Source organism: Bradyrhizobium sp. IC3123, from assembly GCF_020193625.1.
Lineage (GTDB): Bacteria > Pseudomonadota > Alphaproteobacteria > Rhizobiales > Xanthobacteraceae > Bradyrhizobium > Bradyrhizobium yuanmingense.
This window is the reverse complement of sequence record NZ_JADYVF010000003.1, coordinates 567426-588063: the sequence shown is the minus strand read 5'-3', so window position 1 is coordinate 588063 and position 20638 is coordinate 567426. Positions and strand designations below refer to the sequence as shown.

Sequence of the window (20638 nt, the reverse complement as noted above, 5' to 3'; positions counted from 1 at the left end):
CTAAATGAAATTTGCCGTCGCCCTGCGCGCGCTCGCTAACGAACGCCGCCTGCAGATCCTGGAATGGCTGCGAGATCCGCGGAAGCATTTTCGCGAGCAGGAAGACGGCGACCTGGTCGAGGACGGTGTCTGCGGATTGCTGATCGCCGAAAAGCTCGGGGTCAGCGCGCCGACATTGAGCGAGCACATGCGGGTGCTGACGGCAGCCAAGCTGGTGCGCGCCAAGCGGATCAAGCAGTGGACGATGTACAAGCGCAACGAGACCGCCATTGCCGCGATCAAGCGCTCGATCCAGGACGGCCTTTGAGCGTGGTGCGCGGTGAGGCCGTCGCGGGTCGTTGCAGCCGGCGCAATGCTCCGTTTCCGAGATATTTGTTGCGCCGCGCCGAGCTGGTCGTGGAGACTGATCGGCCCTGCCTTGTTCAATGATAGAGAAGAGCGAGAACCATGTTCCTGATCGGCCAATATGATTCCCCCTTCGTCCGCCGCGTCGCGATTGCGCTCCGGCTTTACGGGCTCGCCTTCGAGCACAGGCCATGGTCGACCTTCGGCGATGCCGACAAGATCGCGCCGTACAATCCGCTCCGCCGCGTGCCGACCTTGGTGCTCGACGACGGTGAGGCTTTGATCGAGAGCACGATCATCCTCGATTATCTCGATGACCTCGTCGGCGCGGACAGGGCCATGCTGCCGCGCGGCGGCACCGAGCGGCGCAAGCATTTGCGCATCTGCGCGCTCGCTTCCGGCCTCGGCGACAAGGCGGTGAGCCTGCTCTACGAGCGCGTGCTGCGGAAGGAGCAGCTCGCGCTGTGGGTCGAGCGTTGCCAGGCGCAGATCGCGGACGTGCTGAAAGTGCTCGAGGCCGAGCGCGCCAAGGTGACGACGCCGTATTGGCTGGGCGACCGCATCGGCCACGCCGACGTTGCCGTCGCCTGTGTCGTCCGCTTCACCCGCGAAGCGCATCCGCAGCTGTTCGATGCCGCGCGCTATCCGGCGCTCGCGGCCCATAGCGAGCGTTGCGAGGCACTGGCGCCGTTCAAGGAGATCGTGCAGCCGCTGTCCCCGCCGAAGGGGTGAAGCGCTCTGTCATTCCGGGGCGCGCGAAGCGCGAGCCCGGAATCCGTGCAGCGGATGATGTGGAGCAATGGATTCCGGGCTCGCGCCAAGAGGCGCGCCCCGGAATGACAGCGCGGGGCCTGGCGAGAGTATCGGACGGCCACCGCAGTCGATGATGCAATAATACCCCTGTTTTGCCCGACGCCGCAACCGTGTTTTCGGCAAGTCAGAAAACGTCAAGCCTTTTCAACCCCATCGCTACTGTGCATGGGGTTGTTTTTCACGTTTGTGTTTCGGCGGCGTCTACCCCGCGCCGGCGCGCTTCTTCTGCCAGACCAAGTGCACCGCGCAGGTGCAGCCCGGCGGATGCGAGGCGAGGTCTTTCGGCATTTCGTCGTTCGCCGGCGTGGCGGCGAAGGGCTTGTCCTGCGACGGGATGTAGTTCAGCACCGGCGCGAGCCAGCGCTCGGCTTCGGCCACGCTCATGCCCTTGCGCGCGGCGTAGTCCTCGACCTGGTCGCGCTCGATCTTGCCGACGCCGAAATAATAGCTTTCGGGGCTGGCAAAATAGAGGCCGGAGACGGACGAGCCCGGCCACATCGCAAAGCTCTCGGTCAGCTTCACGCCGGCGGTCGCCTCCGCATCGAGCAGCTCGAACAGCGTCGCCTTCTCGGTATGATCGGGCTGCGCGGGATAGCCGGGCGCGGGGCGGATTCCGGAGTACTTCTCCAGGATCAGCTCCTCGTTGGAGAGCGCCTCATCCGGTGCATAGGCCCAGAACTCGCGGCGGACGCGGGCGTGCATGCGTTCGGCAAAGGCCTCGGCGAGGCGGTCGGCCAGCGCCTTGCATAGGATCGATGAGTAATCGTCGTTGGCCATCTTGAAGCGGTCGGCGACCGCGTCTTCGCCGATCCCTGCGGTGACGACGAAGCCGCCGATGTAATCGGGCACGCCGGCAGGCGCGATGAAGTCGGAGAGCGCAGCGTTGAAGCGGCCCTCGCGCTTCTCCAGCTGCTGGCGCAGCGTGTGCAGCGTCGCGATGCTCTTGGTCCTGTTATCGTCGGCATAGAGCACGATGTCGTCACCTTGCGCGTTCGCCGGCCAGAAGCCGATCGTCGCCCGCGCCCGGAACCACTTCTCCTTGACGATCGTGTCGAGCATCTTGCGCGCATCGTCATAGAGCGAGCGCGCGACCTCGCCGACCTTGGAATCGTCGAGGATGGCGGGGAAGCGTCCGGCGAGCTCCCAGGTCTGGAAGAACGGCGTCCAGTCGATGCAGTCGACGAGCTCGGCGAGATCGTAATCGTCGAAGCTCTTGGTGCCAAGGAAAGTCGGCTTCACCGGCTTGCTCTTGGCGAAATCGACCGGCACGCGGTTGGCGCGGGCATCAGCGAGCTTCAGCCGCTTCTTGTCGGCCTGCGCGCGCAGATGCGCCTCCGAGATCTTGGCGTATTCGGCCCGCACCTCGGCCGCATAGGCCTCGCGCTTCTCCGGCGAGAGCAGCGCGGAGGCGACGCCGACCGCGCGGCTGGCGTCGTTGACATGCACGACGGGACCGGCGCGATAGCTCGGGTCGATCTTGACGGCCGTATGCACGCGGCTGGTGGTGGCGCCGCCGATCAGGAGCGGCAGCCTCAAGCCTTCGCGCTGCAACTCGCCGGCGAAGAACGCCATCTCGTCGAGCGAGGGTGTGATCAGGCCTGACAGCCCGACGATGTCGGCCTTCTCAGCTTTCACGGTCTCGACGATCTTTGCCGCCGGCACCATCACGCCAAGATCGATCACCTCGAAATTGTTGCACTGGAGCACGATGCCGACGATGTTCTTGCCGATGTCGTGGACGTCGCCCTTCACCGTCGCGAGCACGATCTTGCCGGCGGACGAGGAGCCCTCGGTGCCGATGCCGCTCGCAAGATTGCGCGCCTTCTCCTCCTCCATGAACGGCATGAGGTAAGCGACGGCCTGCTTCATGACGCGGGCAGACTTCACCACCTGGGGCAAAAACATCTTGCCGTCGCCGAAGAGATCGCCGACCACGTTCATGCCGGCCATCAGCGGGCCCTCGATGACGTCGAGCGGGCGCGAGGATTTCTTGCGGGCCTCCTCGGTGTCCTGCTCGATGAACTCGGTGATGCCGTGCACCAGCGAATGCGACAGCCGCTTCTCCACCGGCCATTCGCGCCAGGCGAGATCGGCTTCCTTGCTTTCCGTCTTCTTGCCGCGGAATTTCTCGGCGAGCGCGAGCAGCCGCTCGGAGGCGCCCGGATCGCGGTTGAGGACGACGTCCTCGCACACTTGCCGCAGCTCGGGATCGATGTCGTCATAGACGATCATCTGCCCGGCATTGACGATCCCCATATCCATGCCGGCCTTGATGGCGTGATACAGGAACACCGAGTGCATGGCCTCGCGCACCGGCTCGTTGCCGCGGAACGAGAACGACAAGTTGGAGACGCCGCCCGAGACATGCGCGCCCGGCAGGTTCTGCCGGATCCAGCGCGTCGCCTCGATGAAGTCGACGCCGTAATTGTTGTGCTCCTCGAGGCCGGTCGCGATCGCGAAGATGTTCGGATCGAAGATGATGTCTTCCGGCGGGAAGCCGACCTTGTTCACCAGGATGTCGTAGGCGCGCTTGCAGATCTCGGTCTTGCGCGCGAACGTGTCGGCCTGGCCGACCTCGTCGAACGCCATCACGACAACGGCCGCGCCGTGGCGACGGGCGATCTTGGCCTCAAGGATGAACTTCTCCTCGCCTTCCTTCATCGAGATCGAGTTGACGACCGGCTTGCCCTGCACGCATTTCAGGCCGGCCTCGATCACCGAGAATTTCGAGGAATCGACCATCACAGGCACGCGCGCGATGTCGGGCTCGGCGGCGACGAGGTTGAGGAAGGTCACCATCGCCGCTTCGGAATCGAGCAGGCCCTCGTCCATGTTGACGTCGATGATCTGGGCCCCGTTCTCGACCTGATCGCGCGCGACCTGGAGCGCGGCGGTGTAGTCGCCAGCGGTGATCAGCTTGCGGAAGCGGGCCGAGCCCGTGACGTTGGTGCGTTCGCCGACGTTGAGAAATGGGATTGCATCCGTCAGCACGAACGGCTCGAGGCCGGAGAGTCGCAGGCGCGGGGTGATCTCCGGCACGATGCGCGGCTTGTGCGGGGCCACTGCCGCAGCAATCGCCGCGATATGGTCCGGGGTCGTACCGCAGCAGCCGCCGACGATGTTGACGAGGCCGTCGCGCGCGAACTCGCCGATCAGCCGCGCCATGTATTCGGGCGTCTCGTCATACTGGCCGAACTCGTTCGGCAAGCCGGCATTGGGATAGGCGCAGACCAGCGTGTCGGCGACGCGGCCGATATCGGCGATATGCGCGCGCAGGTCTTCCGCGCCGAGCGCGCAGTTGAAGCCGATGGTAACGGGCTTGGCGTGCCGCACCGAATTCCAGAACGCTTCCGGCATCTGGCCCGACAGCAGGCGGCCGGACTTGTCGGTGATGGTGCCCGACACCATCACGGGCACGTCGATGCCGCGCTCTTCGGTGATCTCGGCGATCGCATAGAGCGCCGCCTTGGCGTTGAGTGTGTCGAAGATGGTCTCGACCAGCAGGAGGTCGACGCCGCCGTCGATCAGCCCGCGGATCTGCTCGCCATAGGACTTGCGCAGATCGTCGAAGGTGACGGCGCGGTAACCGGGATTGGAAACATCGGGCGAGATCGAGGCCGTGCGGTTGGTGGGGCCGATGGCGCCGGCGACGAAGCGCGGCTTGCCGTCCTCGGCTTCGACGCGCCGTGCAGCATTGCCGGCGAGGCGGGCGCCTTCACGCGCCATCTCGTAGACGATGTCGGTGAGGTCGTAATCGGCCTGCGCGATCGAGGTCGTCGAGAACGTGTTGGTCGCGACGATGTCGGCGCCGGCGCGCAAATAGGCGGCGTGGATGTCCTCGATCGCCTGCGGCTGGGTCAGGATCAACAAATCGTTGTTGCCGCGCAGGTCGCGATGGAAGTTCTTGAAGCGCTCGCCGCGGAAGGCTTTCTCGTCGAGCTGCAGATTCTGGATCATCGTGCCCATGGCGCCGTCGAGCACCAGGATGCGCTCGCGCGCGGCGTTCAGAAGGGCAGTTCGCTTCGGAGAGACGGTCACGGTCATGTTCTCTTACGCCGCCTTCTGCGCGCTCTTGGCGCGAATGCCGAGCAAATGGCTGATCGCGAACACGAGATCGGCGCGGTTCATGGTGTAGAAATGGAAGGTGTCGACGCCGTGCTTGGCGAGCTTCTGCACCTGGCCGGCCGCAACGGTCGCGGCCACCAGCTTGCGCGTCTCGGCATCGTCATCGAGGCCCTCGAACTTCGCCGCGAACCAGTCGGGCACCGTGGTGCCGGCACGGGTCACGAAATTGCGCGCCTGCTTGAAATTGTGCATGGGCATGATGCCGGGCACGATCGGGATGTCGATGCCGCGCGCACGCACGCGGTCGAGATAGCGGAAGTAGAGATCGTTGTCGAAGAACACCTGCGTGATCGCGCGCGTCGCGCCCGCATCGACCTTCGCCTTGAGCGTGTCGATATCGGCATCGAAGTCGCGCGCTTCGGGGTGCTTCTCGGGGTAGGCAGAGACCGAGACCTCGATGTCGCCGTGCCGCTTCTTGATGCCGGCGACGAGCTCGGCCGAGCTCTGATAACCCTCGGGATGGCTCGAATAGGGCGTGCCGATGCCGCCGACGGGATCGCCGCGCAAGGCCACGATGTGGCGGACGCCGACCTCGTGATAGCGGTCGACGATCTCGTCGATCTCGCCGCACGAAGCACCGACGCAGGTCAGGTGCGCCGCCGGCAGCAGCGCGGTCTCTTTCAGGATGCGCGTGATGGTCGAATGGGTGCGCTCGCGGGTCGAGCCGCCGGCGCCATAGGTCACCGAGACGAACTTCGGCTCGAGCGGGGCCAGCCGGTTGATGGTCTCCCAGAGATTGCGCTCCATCTCTTCCGTCTTCGGCGGAAAGAACTCGAAGGAGATCGCGGGCCGCTTCAGGTGCCTGTCCTGCCGATCGGCTGTCGCAGGCGTCGTCAGGTCAGTCATGGCGCCACTCACTCCAATGTCAGGCCGGCAATCGGGGTCTAGTCTCGGAGAGCTAAAATACGGCAAAGGCCCCTTGATCGACAGCCCATCATGCATGGGAAGTTGCCCATTCAGGTGTAGTTTGATGGGTCATTCTTGCGAATCATGTTTTGGGTGGGAAACGCGCTGCATGACATAATGTGTTGAATTTTCAGATATTATCTATCGAGAGTCATCTTTCATGAACGATTTTCTTGGTGGGCAGACCAAAACCGTCTGCAAAGTAGCGGCGGTTGTCCCAACTCCAGCCGCTGGCGTGCCCGCCCGTCCGTACACGTCAGGCCTGCGCAGCCTGCCATTGCCGCCGCGACCGCCTCCATTAGGTTAAGCCGCCATGATCCCGCTCTCCGTCCTCGACCTCTCCGTCGTCACATCAGGCACCAAGCCCGCCGCGGCGCTGCGCAACAGCATCGATTTGGCGCGTCACGTGGATGGCCTCGGCTATGTCCGCTACTGGCTCGCCGAGCATCACAATCTCGCCTCCGTCGCGAGCCCCGCGCCCGACCTGATGATCGGCCAGATCGCGGCGGTGACGAAGCACCTCCGCGTCGGTTCCGGCGGGGTGATGCTGCCCAACCATGCGCCGCTGGTCGTCGCTGAGCGCTTCAAGATGCTGGAGGCGCTATTTCCGGGCCGGATCGATCTCGGTCTCGGCCGCGCGCCGGGCACCGATGGTGCGACGGCTTACGCGCTCAGGAGCCGGCTCGACCGCCGCGAGGGCGACGATTTCCTGGAGCGGCTGCACGAGTTGATCCTGTGGGAGACCCGCGAATTCCCCGCGGGGCACCCCTACAACAACGTCGTCGCAATGCCCGACGACACCAGACTGCCGCCTATCTGGCTGCTCGGCTCCAGCGATTATTCCTCGGAATTGGCCGCCCAGGTCGGCATGGGCTTCGCCTTCGCCCATCATTTCGCGTCCCACGACGCGATCGATGCGATGGTGCATTACCGCAATCGCTTTCAACCCTCGGCCTGGCGTGCGAGCCCACATGCCATTCTCGCGGTCGCCGTCATTGCGGCCGATACCGACGAGGAGGCCGAAAGGCTCGCCTCGTCCTTCGACCTCAACCGTCTTCGCCGCGACCGCGGTCAATATCTGCCGCTGCCGAGCGTCGAGGAGGCGATGGCCTATCCGTATACGGACGCCGAGCGCACCTCGATCCTGCGCAACCGCTCGCGCCTGTTCGTCGGCAGTCCCGCGACGGTGCAGAAGAAGCTGCAGCCGCTGATCTACGCAAGCAAGCCGGACGAGCTGATGGTGATCACGGCGGTATATGACCACGCGGCGCGAAAGAAGTCGTATTCGCTATTGGCGGAGGCATTCGGGCTCAGAGCGGCGGGGTAGCTTACCCTCCCCTGGAGGGGGCGGGTCGATTGCGCGCAGCGCGAGCGGGGTGATCTCTCCACTCGGGCAGTATTCGACGTGGAGAGACCGTCACCCACCCCGCTACGCATTGCGCTGCGCTCCATGCGTAGCGACCCACGGGCGAGCTGCGCTCGTCCCGGACCTCTCCAGGGGAGGGTGGGGGATCAATCCTGCACTTCGCTGAACGTGGCGCGGAACGGATGGCCGGGATATACGCCGACGATGCGGAATTCGCGCGAGAAGAATTTCAGCTCCTCGATGGCGAAGGCGAGGCCCTTGTCATCGGGATGGCCGTCGACGTCGGCATAGAACTGCGTGGCGAAGAAATTGCCGTCGACCATGTAGCTCTCGAGCTTGGTCATGTTGACGCCATTGGTGGCGAAGCCGCCGAGCGCCTTGTAGAGCGCCGCCGGCAAATTGCGCACCCGGAACACAAAAGTCGTGACGAGCGGCCCGGTGCCTTGGGGCGCCCATTTCGGCTCGCGCGCCAGCACCACGAAGCGAGTGGTGTTGTGGGCCTCGTCCTCGATGTCCTCGGCGAGGATGTCGAGACCGTAGATCTTTGCAGCAAGGCGCGAGGCGATCGCGGCCACCGTCTTGTCCTTGCGCTCCGAGATGTCGCGGGCGCTGCCGGCGGTATCGGCATGCACGATCGGCTTGATGCCGAGCTTGCGGATGATGCGCCGGCACTGGCCGAGCGCATGCACATGGCTCTCGACGCTCTTGATGTCTTCGAGCTTGGTGCCCTTCACGGCCATCAGCTGATGCCGGACCGGCAGAAACCATTCGCCGACGATGAAGAGGCCGGACGCCGGCAGGAGGTGATGGATGTCGGCGACGCGGCCGGCGACCGAATTCTCGATCGGGATCATGCCGAGATCGGCCTCGCCCGACGAGATCGCCGACAGCGCGTCTTCGAATGTGGCGCAGGGCATCGGTTCGGCGCCGGGATAGGCCTCGACGATGGCGATGTGGGAATTGGCGCCAGGCTCGCCCTGGAATGCGATCTTCATCTTGCTCATGCTCGGCCTTGTAGCAGCGGCTCAGGATTTGGAAAGGATGCTGCGCGCGGTCTCGAGGTCCGCCGGCGTATCGACCCCGCGGGGCACGGTGTCGACGATGGTGAAATCGATGCGCATTCCGGCCTCAAGCGCCCGGAGCTGCTCGAGCTTCTCCTGCAATTCCAGCGGAGACGGCGGAAGAGAGACGTAGCGCTCCAGCGCGGCGCGGCGAAAGGCATAGAGGCCGATATGGTGATAACGCGGTCCGTCGCCGGTCGGGGCGGTCGCGCGGGTGAAATAAAGTGCGCGCATCCGCCTGCCGCCAACCGAGGTTCCGATCGCCTTCACCACGCTTGGGGCGAGATCCTCTTCCTCGGTGTGGATCCGCGAGGCCAGCGTCGCGATGTCCACGGCCGGGTCTTGCAGCGGCGGCAGCACCTCGCGGATGTTGTCGATCGTAATGGTCGGGAAATCCCCTTGGACATTGACCACGATCTCGGCCTTGCCCTCGGGATCGAGCTTCTGCATGGCCTCGTGGATGCGGTCGGAGCCGGAGGGGTGGTCGCCGCGGGTCATCACGGCCTCGCCGCCATGGGCGGTCACGACCGAGGCGATCTCGTCGGTGTCGGTGGCCACCGCGACCCTGCCGATTGCGGCGGCCTCGGCACGGCGCAGCACATGCACGATCATCGGCAATCCTGCGATATCGGCGAGCGGCTTGCCGGGCAGGCGGGTGGCGGCCATGCGAGCCGGGATCAGCACCAGGATGCGGGGATCGATCATCGGGTTCAAAGGTCTGAGGTCAAGAGCCTGAAAACGGAGCGTTTTCCGCACCGGGACATGGGGTGGGGACGGGCCTGAAGCCGGGTCGCTTATACGGGTTGCCAGACCCCGGGCAAACCGATATCTCAATGGCAAAACTCGGGGAAACAATAAGGAACGTTTGATTCTCCGAGGCTCGTCCTGCGGCCATCCGGGCCGCTGTTTCCTTCTTGCGGTGGGGCCTGGCCGGAAATGGACTCTTTCGAACTCAACAAGATTCTCGGCGCCGTGTTCGGCACCTGTCTCTTCCTGCTGGTGACGAGCTTCACCGCGAGTGCGCTGTTCTCCCCCAAGATGCCGGAAAAGCCGGGCTTCGAGATCGCGGTCAAGCAAGATGCCGGCTCCGGCAAGGAGGGCGCCGCTGCCGCCGCACCGTCCGAACCGATCGAAAAGCTGCTCCAAACCGCCTCCGTCGAGAAGGGCGCCGCGGCCGCCAAGAAGTGTGGCGCCTGCCACACCTTCGAGAAGGGCGGCCCGAACCGGGTCGGTCCGAACCTCTATGGCGTCGTTGGGGAGCCCAAGGGCCAGGGCCGTGGTGGCTTCAACTTCTCGGCCGCCATAAAGGCCAAGGGTGGCAACTGGAGCTTCGACGACCTCAACAAGTTCCTCGCCAATCCGAAGGGCTTCATTCCGGGCACCGCGATGGGCTTTGCCGGTGTTGCCAAGGATTCCGAGCGTGCCGATATCATCGCCTATCTGAATTCGCAGTCGGAGAAACCTCAGCCGCTGCCGACGGCGTCAAAATAAGGTCCCAAGAACCGGCGCTCGAATACGGCCAGGCTGAAAAGTCTGGCCGTTTCCTTATCCGGGCCTCGCGGCGACGTTATCGGGGCGTTTGGCCGCATCCGATAGGCCGGCCGGGCTTCCAAGATGAGGAAAAAGCAACATATTCGGTCGAAACCTCGCCTATATTGGGAACTTAAAGGAGTAGCCTCCTTCAAGACAGGGATGTTGATTTGGCCATTACCCGACGCGATCTCCTGCTCACCGGCACTGCAGCCGCAGCGCTTCCAGCCCTTGGCTCCCTCGCGGGCGTTCCCGTCGGCGTGGCGCATGCGCAATCAGCAACTGAGCTGCCTTCCGGCGGGTTGCCTTGGCGCCACGCGCTGTCGCTGTTCGGAAAGGTCAAGTACCCCGCCGACTTCAAGCGCTTCGACTACGTCAATCCGGACGCCCCCAAAGGCGGTGTCGCGCGCCAGATCGCCGTCGGCACGTTCGACAATTTCAACATCGTTGTCTCGGGCGTGAAGGGCCAGGTCGCTGGTGCCGTCGCGTTCATCTATGAATCGCTCCTGACGCAGTCGCTCGACGAGGTCTCGACCGAATACGGCGCGCTGGCCGAAGCGGTCAGCCATCCCGACGATTTTTCCTTCGTCACCTATCGCCTGCGCCCGCAGGCGAAATGGCATGACGGCAAGCCTGTTACGCCGGAGGACGTGATCTTCTCGCTCGATTCCTTCAAGAAGAACCATCCGATGTACTCGGCCTATTACAGCCATGTGGTGAAGGCCGAGAAGATCGGCGAGCGTGACGTGAAGTTCGTGTTCGACGCACCCGGCAACCGCGAGCTGCCGCTGATCGTGGGACAGCTGATCGTCCTTCCGAAACATTGGTGGGAGGGGACGGACGCGCAAGGCCGCAAGCGCGATATCGCCACCACCACGCTGGAAGTGCCGCTCGGCTCGGGCCCTTACAAGGTCAAGGAATTCGTCGCAGGACGCTCGATCGCGCTGGAGCGCGTCAAGGACTATTGGGGCCGCGATCTTCCCATCAATGTGGGCCGCAATAATTTCGATGAGCTGCGCTACGAATATTTTCGCGACGGCACCGTTGCGATCGAGGCCTTCAAGGCCGACCAGGTCGATTGGCGCACCGAGAACAGCGCGAAGAGTTGGGCGACCGCCTATGATTTCCCGGCCGTGACCGAAAAGCGGGTGATCCTCGAGGAATTCGTCAATCGCAGCTCGGGCGTGATGCAGGCCTTCGTGCCGAACCTGCGCCGCGCCAAGTTCAGCGATCCGCGCGTGCGTCGTGCGCTCAACTACGCGTTCGACTTCGAGGAGATGAACAAGCAGATCTTCTACGGTCAGTACAAGCGCATCAGCAGCTATTTCGACGGCATCGAGGAGCTGATGGCAACGGGATTGCCGCAGGGTAAGGAGCTCGAAATTCTCGAGACCGTCCGCGCCCAGGTACCGGCCGAGGTCTTCACGACGCCCTACACCAATCCGGTCGGGGGTAGTCCGGAGGCGGTGCGCGACAATTTGCGTGAGGCGCTGCGCCTGTTCAAGGAAGCCGGCTACGAGGTGCGAGATCGCAAGCTGGTCGACGTCAAGACCGGTGCGCAGTTCTCGCTGGAATTGCTCAACTCGGATCCCAGCTTCGAACGAATTACGCTGTTCTACAAGCCGTCGCTGGAGCGGCTCGGCATTGCGGTGAGCGTTCGGACGGTCGATCCGACCCAGTATGAGAACAGGACGCGCGAGTGGGACTTCGACATCGTGACGAACTCCTGGGGCGAGTCACAATCGCCGGGCAACGAGCAGCGCGAGTTCTGGTCCTCCAAATCGGCCGACATCGCCGGGTCGCGCAACATCGCCGGCATCAAGAATCCGGCCATCGACAAGCTGATCGAGCGGGTGATCTACGCCACTGATCGCGACGATCTCGTCGCGGCCACCAAGGCCCTCGACCGCGTGCTGCTGTGGAATCACTACGTCGTGCCGCAATGGACCTACAACAAGGTGCGCACCGCGCGCTGGGATCGCTTCGGCCGGCCGACGGAATTGCCCAGGTATGGTCTGTCCGGCTTCCCGTTCATCTGGTGGTACGACGCAGACAAGGCGGCACGGATCGCAAAGAAATCGTGAAGGACAATCCCCGCATGACGCAGATGTCACGCCGCCATGTGCTGGTCCTGGGTGTTGGCGGCGCCCTCGGGGCGTCCGTCGGCGCGCCGCTGCTGCGCAGCGCGCGAGCATCGGAAGCGGCGACCGAGGCGCACGGCATGTCGGCATTCGGCGATCTCAAATATCCCGCCGACTTCCGTCATTTCGATTACGTCAATGTCGACGCGCCGAAAGGCGGCACGTTCTCGCTGATCCCGTCGGTGCGGGCCTACAATCAGTCCTACCAGACCTTCAACTCGCTCAACGCCTTCATCCTGAAAGGCGACGGCGCACAAGGTATGGGTATGACGTTCTCGCCGCTGATGATCCGCGCAGCTGACGAGCCCGACGCAATGTACGGGTTGGCGGCCAAATCCGTGCAGATATCGCCGGACAAGCTGGTCTACCGCTTCGCGATGCGACCCGAGGCGAAATTCCACGACGGGACCAGGCTCACTGCCCACGATGCAGCCTATTCGCTGACGACTCTGAAGACCAAGGGGCATCCGCTGATCACCGTGCAGATGCGCGACATGGTCAGTGCCGAAGCCCTCGACGATGCGACGCTCGTCGTCACCTTCGCCAAGGGGCGTGCACGCGACGTGCCGCTCTATGTCGCCAGCCTGCCGATCTTCTCGAAGGCGTACTACGCCTCCCGCCCGTTCGATGAATCGTCGCTGGAGATTCCGCTCGGCTCGGGCCCGTACAGGGTCGGCAGGTTCGAGGTCAATCGCTACATCGAGTTCGAGCGCGTGAAGGACTGGTGGGCCGCTGATCTGCCGCCCTGCCGCGGCAGCTATAATTTCGATGTCGTCCGCTATGAATTCTATCGCGACCGCGACGTCGCCTTCGAGGGCTTTACCGGCAAGAGCTATCTTTATCGCGAGGAGTTCACTTCGCGCATCTGGGCGACGCGCTATGACTTCCCCGCGGTGAAGGAAGGCCGAGTCAAGATGGAGGTCGTGCCCGACGATACGCCCTCCGGTGCGCAAGGCTGGTTCATCAATACGCGGCGCGACAAATTCAAAGACCCCCGCGTGCGCGAGGCCCTGATCAACGCTTTCGATTTCGAATGGACCAACAAGACAATCATGTACGGCGCTTACGCTCGTACGGTGTCGCCGTTCCAGAACTCGGACCTGATGGCCGGCAATGCGCCGCCTTCGCCGGAAGAGCTGAAGCTGCTGGAGCCGTTTCGCGGCCAGGTTCCTGACGAGGTGTTCGCGGCGCCGTTCACGCCGCCGGCCTCCGACGGCTCCGGACAGGACCGCAGCCTGCTCCGCAAGGCGCAGCAATTGCTGACCGAGGCCGGCGTGCCCATCAAGGACGGCAAGCGGGTGCTGCCGAACGGCGAATTGTTCAAGATCGAGTTCCTGCTGGATGAGCCCTCGTTCCAGCCGCACCACGCGCCTTACATCAAGAATCTCGCGACGCTCGGCATCGAAGCGAGCGTGCGCCTCGTCGATGCCGTACAGCACAAAGCCCGGCAGGAAGATTTCGATTTCGACATGACCATCCAGCGCTTCAGCATGTCGGCGACGCCAGGCGATGCCATGCGCGCGTTCTTCTCCTCGCAGGTCGCAAACACCAAGGGCTCGTACAATCTGGCTGGCGTCGCCAGTCCGGCGATCGACGCCATGATCGAGAAGATCATGGCGGCCGACAGCCGCGAAGACCTGACCGTCGCCTGCCGCGCCTTCGATCGCCTGTTCCGCGCCGGCCGGTATTGGGTGCCGCAATGGTACAACAAGACGCACCGGCTGGCTTATTGGGATCAGTTCGGACATCCGCCGAAGCTGCCGCGCTATGCCAACGGCGTCGGCGCGCCCGACATCTGGTGGTATGAGCCCGCCAAGGCGGCCAAGCTCGAGCAGGCAAAATAGCCATGAGCGCCTATATCGCCCGCCGCCTCCTGCTAATGATTCCGACCCTGCTTGGGATCCTCTTCGTGTCCTTCGTCGTGGTGCAATTCGCGCCCGGCGGCCCGGTTGAACGAGTGATCGCGCAGCTCTCGGGCGCCGACACCGGCGGCACCTCGCGCATATCGGGCGGCAGCGATTTTGCGCAGCGCGCGCCGGGACAGGTCGGTGCCGGCGGCGATTCCGTCAACTCGAAATATCGCGGCGCGCAGGGCCTCGACCCCGATTTCATCAAGAAGCTGGAAGTGCAGTTCGGCTTCGACAAGCCGGCGCCGGAACGCTTCCTGCTGATGGTGTGGAACTTCGCCCGCTTCGATTTCGGCAAGAGCTATTTTCGCGACGTCAGCGTGCTCCAGCTCATCAAGGAAAAGCTGCCGGTCTCGATCTCGCTTGGCCTCTGGCTAACACTTCTGACCTACCTGATCTCGATCCCGCTCGGCATTCGCAAGGCCGTGAACGACGGGGCGCGGTTCGACACCTGGACCTCGACGGTGCTCGTGCTCGGCTATGCCATCCCCGGTTTTCTGTTCGCCATTCTCCTCATCATCCTGTTTGCCGGCGGCTCCTTCTTCAACTGGTTCCCGCTGCGCGGACTGACCTCGGACGGCTGGTCGCAGTTTCCCTGGTATTGGAAGATCATCGATTATTTCTGGCATCTGACGTTGCCACTTATCGCCATGGGGCTAGGTGCCTTCACCACCATGACGTTCCTGACCAAGAATTCGTTCCTGGATGAGATCCGCAAGCAATACGTCATGACCGCCCGCGCCAAGGGCTGCAGCGAGAACCGGGTGCTCTATGGCCACGTCTTCCGCAACGCGATGCTGATCGTGATCGCCGGCTTCCCCGGCACTTTCATCCACGCCTTCTTTTCCGGCTCGCTGCTGATCGAGACCATCTTCTCGCTGGACGGGCTCGGACTGCTCAGCTTCGAGAGCGTGCTCAATCGCGATTATCCCGTGGTGTTCGGCACGCTCTACATCTTCTCGCTGGTCGGCCTCGTGATCAACCTGATCTCCGACCTGACCTATATGTGGATCGACCCCCGGATCGATTTCGAAGCGCGGGAGGTCTGATGACGATCACCGCGCCGACGCCGATTGAGACCACAGCGAAGTCGCCGCTCGGCGATGCCGTTCCGATCACGCGCAAGCCGTTCGCTCCATCGCCGCTTAACCGGCGGCGGTGGCAGAACTTCAAGGCGAACCACCGCGGCTACTGGTCGTTCTGGATCTTCATCGGCCTGTTCGTGATTTCGCTGTTCGCCGAGCTGATCGCGAACGATCGGCCCTTCCTGATCAAGTTCGATGGCCGTCTCTATTGGCCGGCTTTCGTCACCTATTCGGAGACGACGTTCGGCGGCGATTTCGAGACGGCGGCCGACTATCGTGACCCCTACTTGCAGAAGCTGATCAAGGAGAAGGGCGGCAGCATCGTCTGGCCGCTGATCCGTTACTCCTACGATACCCACAATCTCGATCTGCCGACGCCGGCGCCGTCGCCGCCGACCTGGATGCTGACGGAGAAGCAGTGCAAGCCGGTGGTGGAGAAGAAGGGACTGAAGAGCTGCCGCGATCTCGAATACAATTGGCTCGGCACCGACGATCAGGGCCGCGACGTGGTGGCGCGGCTGATCTACGGCTTCCGCATCTCGGTGCTGTTCGGCCTTTGCCTCACCATCGTTTCGTCGGTCATCGGCATCGCGGCGGGTGCGGTGCAGGGCTATTTCGGCGGTTGGGTCGATCTGATCTTCCAGCGTTTCATCGAGATCTGGACCGCGATTCCATCGCTGTATCTTCTCCTGATCCTGTCCTCGGTGCTGGTGCCCGGTTTCTTCGTGCTACTCGGCATCTTGCTGCTGTTCTCCTGGGTCTCGCTGGTTGGCCTCGTGCGGGCCGAATTCCTGCGCGGGCGCAATTTCGAATACGTCCAGGCGGCACGTGCGCTCGGCGTCTCCAATCCTCTGATCATGTTCCGCCACCTGCTGCCTAACGCGATGGTCGCGACCATGACGTTCCTGCCGTTCATCGTTTCGAGCTCGGTGATGACGCTGACGGCGCTCGATTTCCTCGGCTTCGGCCTGCCACCGGGATCGCCCTCGCTCGGCGAATTGCTCTCGCAGGCCAAGGCCAATGTGCAGGCACCGTGGCTCGGCTTCTCCGGCTTCTTCTCGGTCGCGATCATGCTCTCGCTGTTGATCTTCATCGGTGAAGCCGTGCGCGACGCCTTCGACCCGCGCAAGACGTTCAGGTAAGGCCATGGATGCGATCAACCAGCCCCTGCTCGCCGTTCGCGACCTCTCGGTGGCCTTTCACCAGGGCGGCGCCACCACGCTTGCGGTCGACAAGGTCTCGTTCCAGATCAAGCGCGGCGAATGCGTCGCGCTGGTCGGCGAGTCCGGCTCCGGCAAGTCGGTCAGCGCGCTCTCGATCCTGAAGCTGCTGCCGTATCCGAATGCCTCCCATCCCTCCGGCAGCATCCGCTTCAAGGGCCAGGAGTTGATCGACCAGTCCGAGCAGCAGATGCGGGAGATCAGGGGCAGCGACATCTCCATCATCTTCCAGGAGCCGATGACCTCGCTCAATCCGCTGCACACGATCGAGGCGCAGATCGGCGAGATCATCCAGCTGCACAATCCGACCAGCACTGCGCAGGCGCGCAAGCGGACGCTGGAGCTCTTGACCCAGGTCGGCATCCCCGATCCAGAGACGCGGCTGAACAGCTATCCGCACCAGCTGTCCGGCGGCCAGCGCCAGCGTGTGATGATCGCGATGGCACTCGCCAACGAGCCGGACCTTCTGATCGCGGACGAGCCGACCACGGCGCTCGATGTCACGGTGCAGGCGCAGATCCTGGCGCTGCTCGCCGAAATCCGCGCGCGGCTCGGCATGAGCCTGCTGTTCATCACCCACGATCTCGGCATCGTCCGCCGGATCGCCGACATCGTCTGTGTCATGAAGGGCGGCGTGATCGTCGAGCAGGGTCCGGTCGAGCAGGTCTTCAAGACCCCGAAACATCCCTATACACGCGACCTGCTCGCGGCGGAGCCCAAGCCCGATCCGGCGCCGCCGCAGCCGAATGCGCCGGTGGTGATGTCGGCCAATGACCTAAAAGTCTGGTTCCCGATCAAGCGCGGCCTGATGCGCAAGACGGTCGGTCACATCAAGGCGGTCGACGGTGTCAGCGTCGCCGTGCGCAAGGGCGAGACGCTCGGCGTCGTCGGCGAATCCGGCTCGGGCAAGACTACGCTGGGGCTGGCGCTGCTGCGGCTGATCTCCTCGAACGGACGCATCGTGTTCTTAGGGAACGACATCCAGGGCCTGCGCTTCAAGGAGATGCGTCCCTTCCGGCGCGACATGCAGATCGTGTTTCAGGATCCGTTCGGCTCGCTCTCACCGCGCATGTCGGTCGCCGACATCATCGCCGAGGGCCTGTCCGTGCATCAGCCGGCGCTCTCGCGCGAGGAACGCGAGGCGCGCGTGGTCAAGGCACTCGAGGATGTCGGACTCAATCCGGAGACGCGCTTCCGCTATCCGCACGAATTCTCCGGCGGCCAGCGTCAGCGCATCTCGATCGCGCGCGCGATCGTGCTGGAGCCTGATTTCGTCGTGCTGGACGAGCCGACCAGCGCGCTCGACATGCTGTTCCAGGCGCAGATGGTCGATCTGTTGCGCGAGCTCCAGCGCAAGCGCGAGCTCACCTACATGTTCATTTCGCACGATTTGCGTGTCGTCGCCTCGCTCGCCAGCCACCTCATCGTGATGCGCGGCGGCAAGGTGGTCGAGGAGGGGCAGGCGGCCGAATTGTTCAGGAATCCGAAGACGGATTATACCCGAGCGCTGTTCGCGGCCGCGTTCCGGCTGGAGACGGCCGGGAACGGGGCGGTGGCGACGTAGCGCTCCGTCAGAGCCGCTTGATCGCGACGACCTCGCTGCCAGCCGCCTTGATCCGCGCGATCGCCGGCTCGATCGGCTCGATCACCGTTGCCATGTGATGCGCATTGGCGTGAACCATGGTGGTGGCGTCGCGCACGATGGCGACATGACCTTTCCAGAAGATCAGATCGCCGCGCTGCGAGCTGCTCCGCTCGTGCGGCTCCAGCGTGCGGCCGAGACCGGCGAGCTGCATGTCGCTGTCGCGCGGGCAGCCGATCCCGGCTGATGTCAGCGAGACCTGGACGAGGCCGGAGCAATCGATGCCAAAGCTGCTCTTGCCGCCCCAGAGATAGGGCGTGCAGACGAAGCGCTCGGCCACCGCGACGAAATCCGGCTCGCGATGATCGAGCGGGATGAGGTGCGTTCTCGGCAGATATCTGCCGTCGTGCGTCACGGCGAAGCTGCCGTCCTCGCGCGCCACGGCAAGCTTCGATCCCATCACGAGCGTGTCGGCCGGCGGCAGCTTGATCGAGGGGCCGGGGAACGCAAACGTCCGCAGTGCGCCGACCAAGTGCGTTGCGGCAGCCGACGGTTTTGCGAGCGCCGCATCCGGGAGCCAGCCGACATAGCCATCGCTACTGAGCTGGCCCCAGGCCCAACCCTCGCCGTTGCGGTCGTAGATGGTGACGCGTTCGCCGCGCAGCGCTTCGGTCATCAACGTCGCGTTCGAGGACGGCTGCTCGCGCATGGGCGCGATCGGCTCAACGACCTCGAACTCGTCACCCTCGACGAAGCGCTGCGCCTCGACCTTGCCTTCGAGATATTTGGCGGCAAGGTCGCCCCGCGCCGGCGTCAGCCTCGGGTCGTGTCCTGGATCAGGCATAGCGCTCGCTCAGCAGTGCGTAGATGGCGCGTGCGGCCTGGCATTCGCCGCCCTCGGGCCGCGCCGGCTTCGCCGACGGCGTCCAGCCATAGATGTCGACATGGAGCCAGCTCTTGGCGTGCTCGACGAAGCGTTGCAGGAACAGCGCGCAGGTGATCGAGCCGGCGAAACCGCCCGAGGGTGCATTGGTGATGGTGGCGGTCTTGGAGTCCAGCCAGGCATCGTAAGGCGGCCACAGCGGCATGCGCCACAACGGATCGTTCTCCCTCATCGCGCAGCGCGCGAGGTCGGCAGCCAGCGTCTCATCATGGGTGTAGAACGGCGGCAGATCCGGCCCCAGTGCGACGCGGGCCGCGCCGGTCAGCGTGCCCAGGTCGATCAGCAGATCGGGCTTCTCCTCATCGGCCAGCGCCAGCGCGTCGGCGAGCACGAGGCGGCCTTCGGCGTCGGTGTTGCCGATCTCGACGGTGATCCCTTTGCGCGAGGTGAAGATATCGAGCGGACGGAAGGCATTGCCGGCGACGGCGTTCTCCACCGCCGGAATCAGCACGCGCAGCCGCACCTTCAGCTTCGCATCCATCACCATGCGCGCCAGCGCCAGCACGTTGGCTGCGCCGCCCATGTCCTTCTTCATGATCAGCATGCCGCTCGACGGCTTCAGGTCGAGCCCGCCGGTGTCGAAACAGACGCCCTTGCCGACCAGCGTCACCTTGGGATGATCAGGATCGCCCCAGACGATGTCGATCAGCCGTGGCGCGCGGCTGGAGGCCATGCCGACGGCGTGGATCAGCGGAAAGTTCTTCGCCAGCTCCTCGCCGACGGTGCAGGAAAAGCTCGCGCCGAACTCGGCGGCGAGCGCTTGCGCGGCTGCGGCGAGCTCATCCGGGCCCATGTCGTTGGACGGCGTGTTGATGAGGTCGCGCGCGAGCATTGCCGCATCGGCAATCCGCTCGATCTCGGCCGCGTCGACACTGTCAGGCGGCACCAGCCGGATCTCGGGGCGATCTGCCTTGCGGTAGCGGGCAAAGCGGTAGCAACCCAATGCGAAGGCGAGCGCGGCCAGCCGCGCATCGTGCGGTGCATTGGCAAACCGATAGGTGCCGGGCGGCAAGAGGCCGGGCAGGGCGCCGGGCCGAAACAGGTCGCGCGATCTTGCATCCTCTTCCTCGAGCCCGAACAGCACCTGCGCAATGGTGCCGTCGGTCGCGGGCAGCGCCAGATAGCTGCCCGGCTTGGCGGCGAAGGCGCTGGCACGCGCGAATTGGCGTTGCGCCGGCGGCAGCGTTTCGGCGACCTGATCCCAGCTCGATTTGGTGACGAAGGTGATCGGGGTGGCGGTGGATGACGTCTCGAAGACAGAAGGCATTGGCGGGTCCGGATCGTCAGTTCAGGCGAGTCATGCGAACGGACGAGACTTCGCAGAGTTTGGCCGCCGCTGCAATCGGCTTTGCCGTCACCGTTCAGCGAGCCGCTACTCGCCGCAAGGTGGGCATGCGGTTCGATGCGCTCGACGAGATCCGCGAGCGGCTTGCCATCGAGTATCGACCGGGCGCGACGAAACCGTCCGCGGACAAATCTCGTATCTCACGCCGAGAGCTGCCGTTCGCAACGCCACGGCCCCAGGGCTTTACTAGCGCTTCGGTTGTGGCATTATCGACGAACATTTTAGATTGTGTCGCTTGTTCTGCATGAACCCGAACGCAGACACGCGGC

15 protein-coding genes are annotated in these 20638 nt (G+C 64.1%); 9 read left to right on the top strand and 6 right to left on the bottom strand.

Annotated elements, in window-relative coordinates; all coding sequences use genetic code 11:
* The first annotated feature begins 4 nt into the window (after positions 1-4).
* Entirely contained in the window at positions 5-307 is a 303-nt protein-coding gene (locus I6F20_RS12855; protein WP_036021541.1) for an ArsR/SmtB family transcription factor, read from the top strand.
* Between the two features lie 140 nt (positions 308-447).
* Complete coding sequence (locus I6F20_RS12850; RefSeq protein WP_225126436.1) at positions 448-1077, top strand: glutathione S-transferase family protein; 630 nt, start codon at positions 448-450, stop codon at positions 1075-1077.
* 282 nt (positions 1078-1359) lie between these two features.
* On the opposite strand, the gene metH is transcribed toward I6F20_RS12850, so the two are convergent.
* Both metH and metF read right to left on the bottom strand, forming a co-directional pair.
* Positions 1360-5202 carry a methionine synthase gene (gene metH, locus I6F20_RS12845; protein WP_225126435.1) on the bottom strand — a complete coding sequence of 1281 codons (3843 nt, stop codon included), beginning with the start codon at positions 5200-5202 and terminating at the stop codon, positions 1360-1362.
* 6 nt (positions 5203-5208) lie between these two features.
* Positions 5209-6129: a methylenetetrahydrofolate reductase [NAD(P)H] gene (metF, locus tag I6F20_RS12840; RefSeq protein ID WP_225126434.1), complete on the bottom strand. Its 921-nt coding sequence runs from the start codon at positions 6127-6129 to the stop codon at positions 5209-5211.
* A gap of 373 nt (positions 6130-6502) precedes the next feature.
* On the opposite strand from metF, the gene I6F20_RS12835 reads away from it, so the two are divergent.
* Positions 6503-7516 carry an LLM class flavin-dependent oxidoreductase gene (locus I6F20_RS12835; protein WP_036021573.1) on the top strand — a complete coding sequence of 338 codons (1014 nt, stop codon included), beginning with the start codon at positions 6503-6505 and terminating at the stop codon, positions 7514-7516.
* 185 nt (positions 7517-7701) lie between these two features.
* Here I6F20_RS12835 and I6F20_RS12830 read toward each other — a convergent pair whose 3' ends face one another.
* Together I6F20_RS12830 and I6F20_RS12825 are read right to left on the bottom strand one after the other, a co-directional pair.
* Positions 7702-8559 (bottom strand): prephenate dehydratase, encoded by an 858-nt coding sequence (locus I6F20_RS12830; protein ID WP_225126433.1) that lies wholly within the window; start codon positions 8557-8559, stop codon positions 7702-7704.
* A 21-nt stretch (positions 8560-8580) separates the two neighbouring features.
* Positions 8581-9321, bottom strand: coding sequence for a 3-deoxy-manno-octulosonate cytidylyltransferase (locus I6F20_RS12825; protein WP_035998024.1), 741 nt, complete (start codon positions 9319-9321; stop codon positions 8581-8583).
* A 231-nt stretch (positions 9322-9552) separates the two neighbouring features.
* Between I6F20_RS12825 and I6F20_RS12820 the strand changes: the two genes are divergently transcribed.
* From I6F20_RS12820 to I6F20_RS12795, 6 genes are all read left to right on the top strand, one after another.
* A complete protein-coding gene (locus tag I6F20_RS12820) occupies positions 9553-10107 on the top strand; it encodes a c-type cytochrome (RefSeq protein ID WP_225126432.1) in 555 nt (184 codons plus the stop codon).
* A gap of 209 nt (positions 10108-10316) precedes the next feature.
* Positions 10317-12230 carry an extracellular solute-binding protein gene (locus I6F20_RS12815; RefSeq protein WP_225126430.1) on the top strand — a complete coding sequence of 638 codons (1914 nt, stop codon included), beginning with the start codon at positions 10317-10319 and terminating at the stop codon, positions 12228-12230.
* A 14-nt stretch (positions 12231-12244) separates the two neighbouring features.
* Positions 12245-14131 (top strand): extracellular solute-binding protein, encoded by a 1887-nt coding sequence (locus tag I6F20_RS12810; protein ID WP_057028564.1) that lies wholly within the window; start codon positions 12245-12247, stop codon positions 14129-14131.
* A gap of 2 nt (positions 14132-14133) precedes the next feature.
* Positions 14134-15243, top strand: coding sequence for a microcin C ABC transporter permease YejB (locus I6F20_RS12805; protein WP_035998032.1), 1110 nt, complete (start codon positions 14134-14136; stop codon positions 15241-15243).
* Complete coding sequence (locus I6F20_RS12800) at positions 15243-16421, top strand: ABC transporter permease (protein ID WP_036021579.1); 1179 nt, start codon at positions 15243-15245, stop codon at positions 16419-16421. The genes I6F20_RS12805 and I6F20_RS12800 overlap by 1 nt, the downstream gene beginning before the upstream one ends.
* Before the next feature lie 4 nt (positions 16422-16425).
* Positions 16426-18063, top strand: coding sequence for an ABC transporter ATP-binding protein (locus tag I6F20_RS12795; RefSeq protein ID WP_225126428.1), 1638 nt, complete (start codon positions 16426-16428; stop codon positions 18061-18063).
* 7 nt (positions 18064-18070) lie between these two features.
* Here I6F20_RS12795 and I6F20_RS12790 read toward each other — a convergent pair whose 3' ends face one another.
* The gene (locus I6F20_RS12790) at positions 18071-18925 is read right to left on the bottom strand and encodes a C40 family peptidase (RefSeq protein WP_225126427.1); all 855 of its coding nucleotides are present in this window, start codon (positions 18923-18925) and stop codon (positions 18071-18073) included.
* Entirely contained in the window at positions 18918-20291 is a 1374-nt protein-coding gene (locus tag I6F20_RS12785; protein WP_225126425.1) for a leucyl aminopeptidase family protein, read from the bottom strand. Before I6F20_RS12785 ends, I6F20_RS12790 begins: the two co-directional genes overlap by 8 nt.
* Positions 20292-20638 lie beyond the last annotated feature (347 nt).

What these genes read in the sequence shown, in the direction of transcription:
- I6F20_RS12810 (WP_057028564.1), top strand. Translation starts at nt 12,245, where the DNA reads ATGACGCAGATGTCACGCCGCCATGTGCTGGTCCTGGGTGTTGGCGGC.
- I6F20_RS12790 (WP_225126427.1), bottom strand. Translation starts at nt 18,925, where the DNA reads ATGCCTGATCCAGGACACGACCCGAGGCTGACGCCGGCGCGGGGCGAC.
- I6F20_RS12835 (WP_036021573.1), top strand. Translation starts at nt 6,503, where the DNA reads ATGATCCCGCTCTCCGTCCTCGACCTCTCCGTCGTCACATCAGGCACC.
- metF (WP_225126434.1), bottom strand. Translation starts at nt 6,129, where the DNA reads ATGACTGACCTGACGACGCCTGCGACAGCCGATCGGCAGGACAGGCAC.
- I6F20_RS12855 (WP_036021541.1), top strand. Translation starts at nt 5, where the DNA reads ATGAAATTTGCCGTCGCCCTGCGCGCGCTCGCTAACGAACGCCGCCTG.
- I6F20_RS12785 (WP_225126425.1), bottom strand. Translation starts at nt 20,291, where the DNA reads ATGCCTTCTGTCTTCGAGACGTCATCCACCGCCACCCCGATCACCTTC.
- I6F20_RS12800 (WP_036021579.1), top strand. Translation starts at nt 15,243, where the DNA reads ATGACGATCACCGCGCCGACGCCGATTGAGACCACAGCGAAGTCGCCG.
- I6F20_RS12795 (WP_225126428.1), top strand. Translation starts at nt 16,426, where the DNA reads ATGGATGCGATCAACCAGCCCCTGCTCGCCGTTCGCGACCTCTCGGTG.
- metH (WP_225126435.1), bottom strand. Translation starts at nt 5,202, where the DNA reads ATGACCGTGACCGTCTCTCCGAAGCGAACTGCCCTTCTGAACGCCGCG.
- I6F20_RS12825 (WP_035998024.1), bottom strand. Translation starts at nt 9,321, where the DNA reads ATGATCGATCCCCGCATCCTGGTGCTGATCCCGGCTCGCATGGCCGCC.
- I6F20_RS12850 (WP_225126436.1), top strand. Translation starts at nt 448, where the DNA reads ATGTTCCTGATCGGCCAATATGATTCCCCCTTCGTCCGCCGCGTCGCG.
- I6F20_RS12830 (WP_225126433.1), bottom strand. Translation starts at nt 8,559, where the DNA reads ATGAGCAAGATGAAGATCGCATTCCAGGGCGAGCCTGGCGCCAATTCC.
- I6F20_RS12820 (WP_225126432.1), top strand. Translation starts at nt 9,553, where the DNA reads ATGGACTCTTTCGAACTCAACAAGATTCTCGGCGCCGTGTTCGGCACC.
- I6F20_RS12805 (WP_035998032.1), top strand. Translation starts at nt 14,134, where the DNA reads ATGAGCGCCTATATCGCCCGCCGCCTCCTGCTAATGATTCCGACCCTG.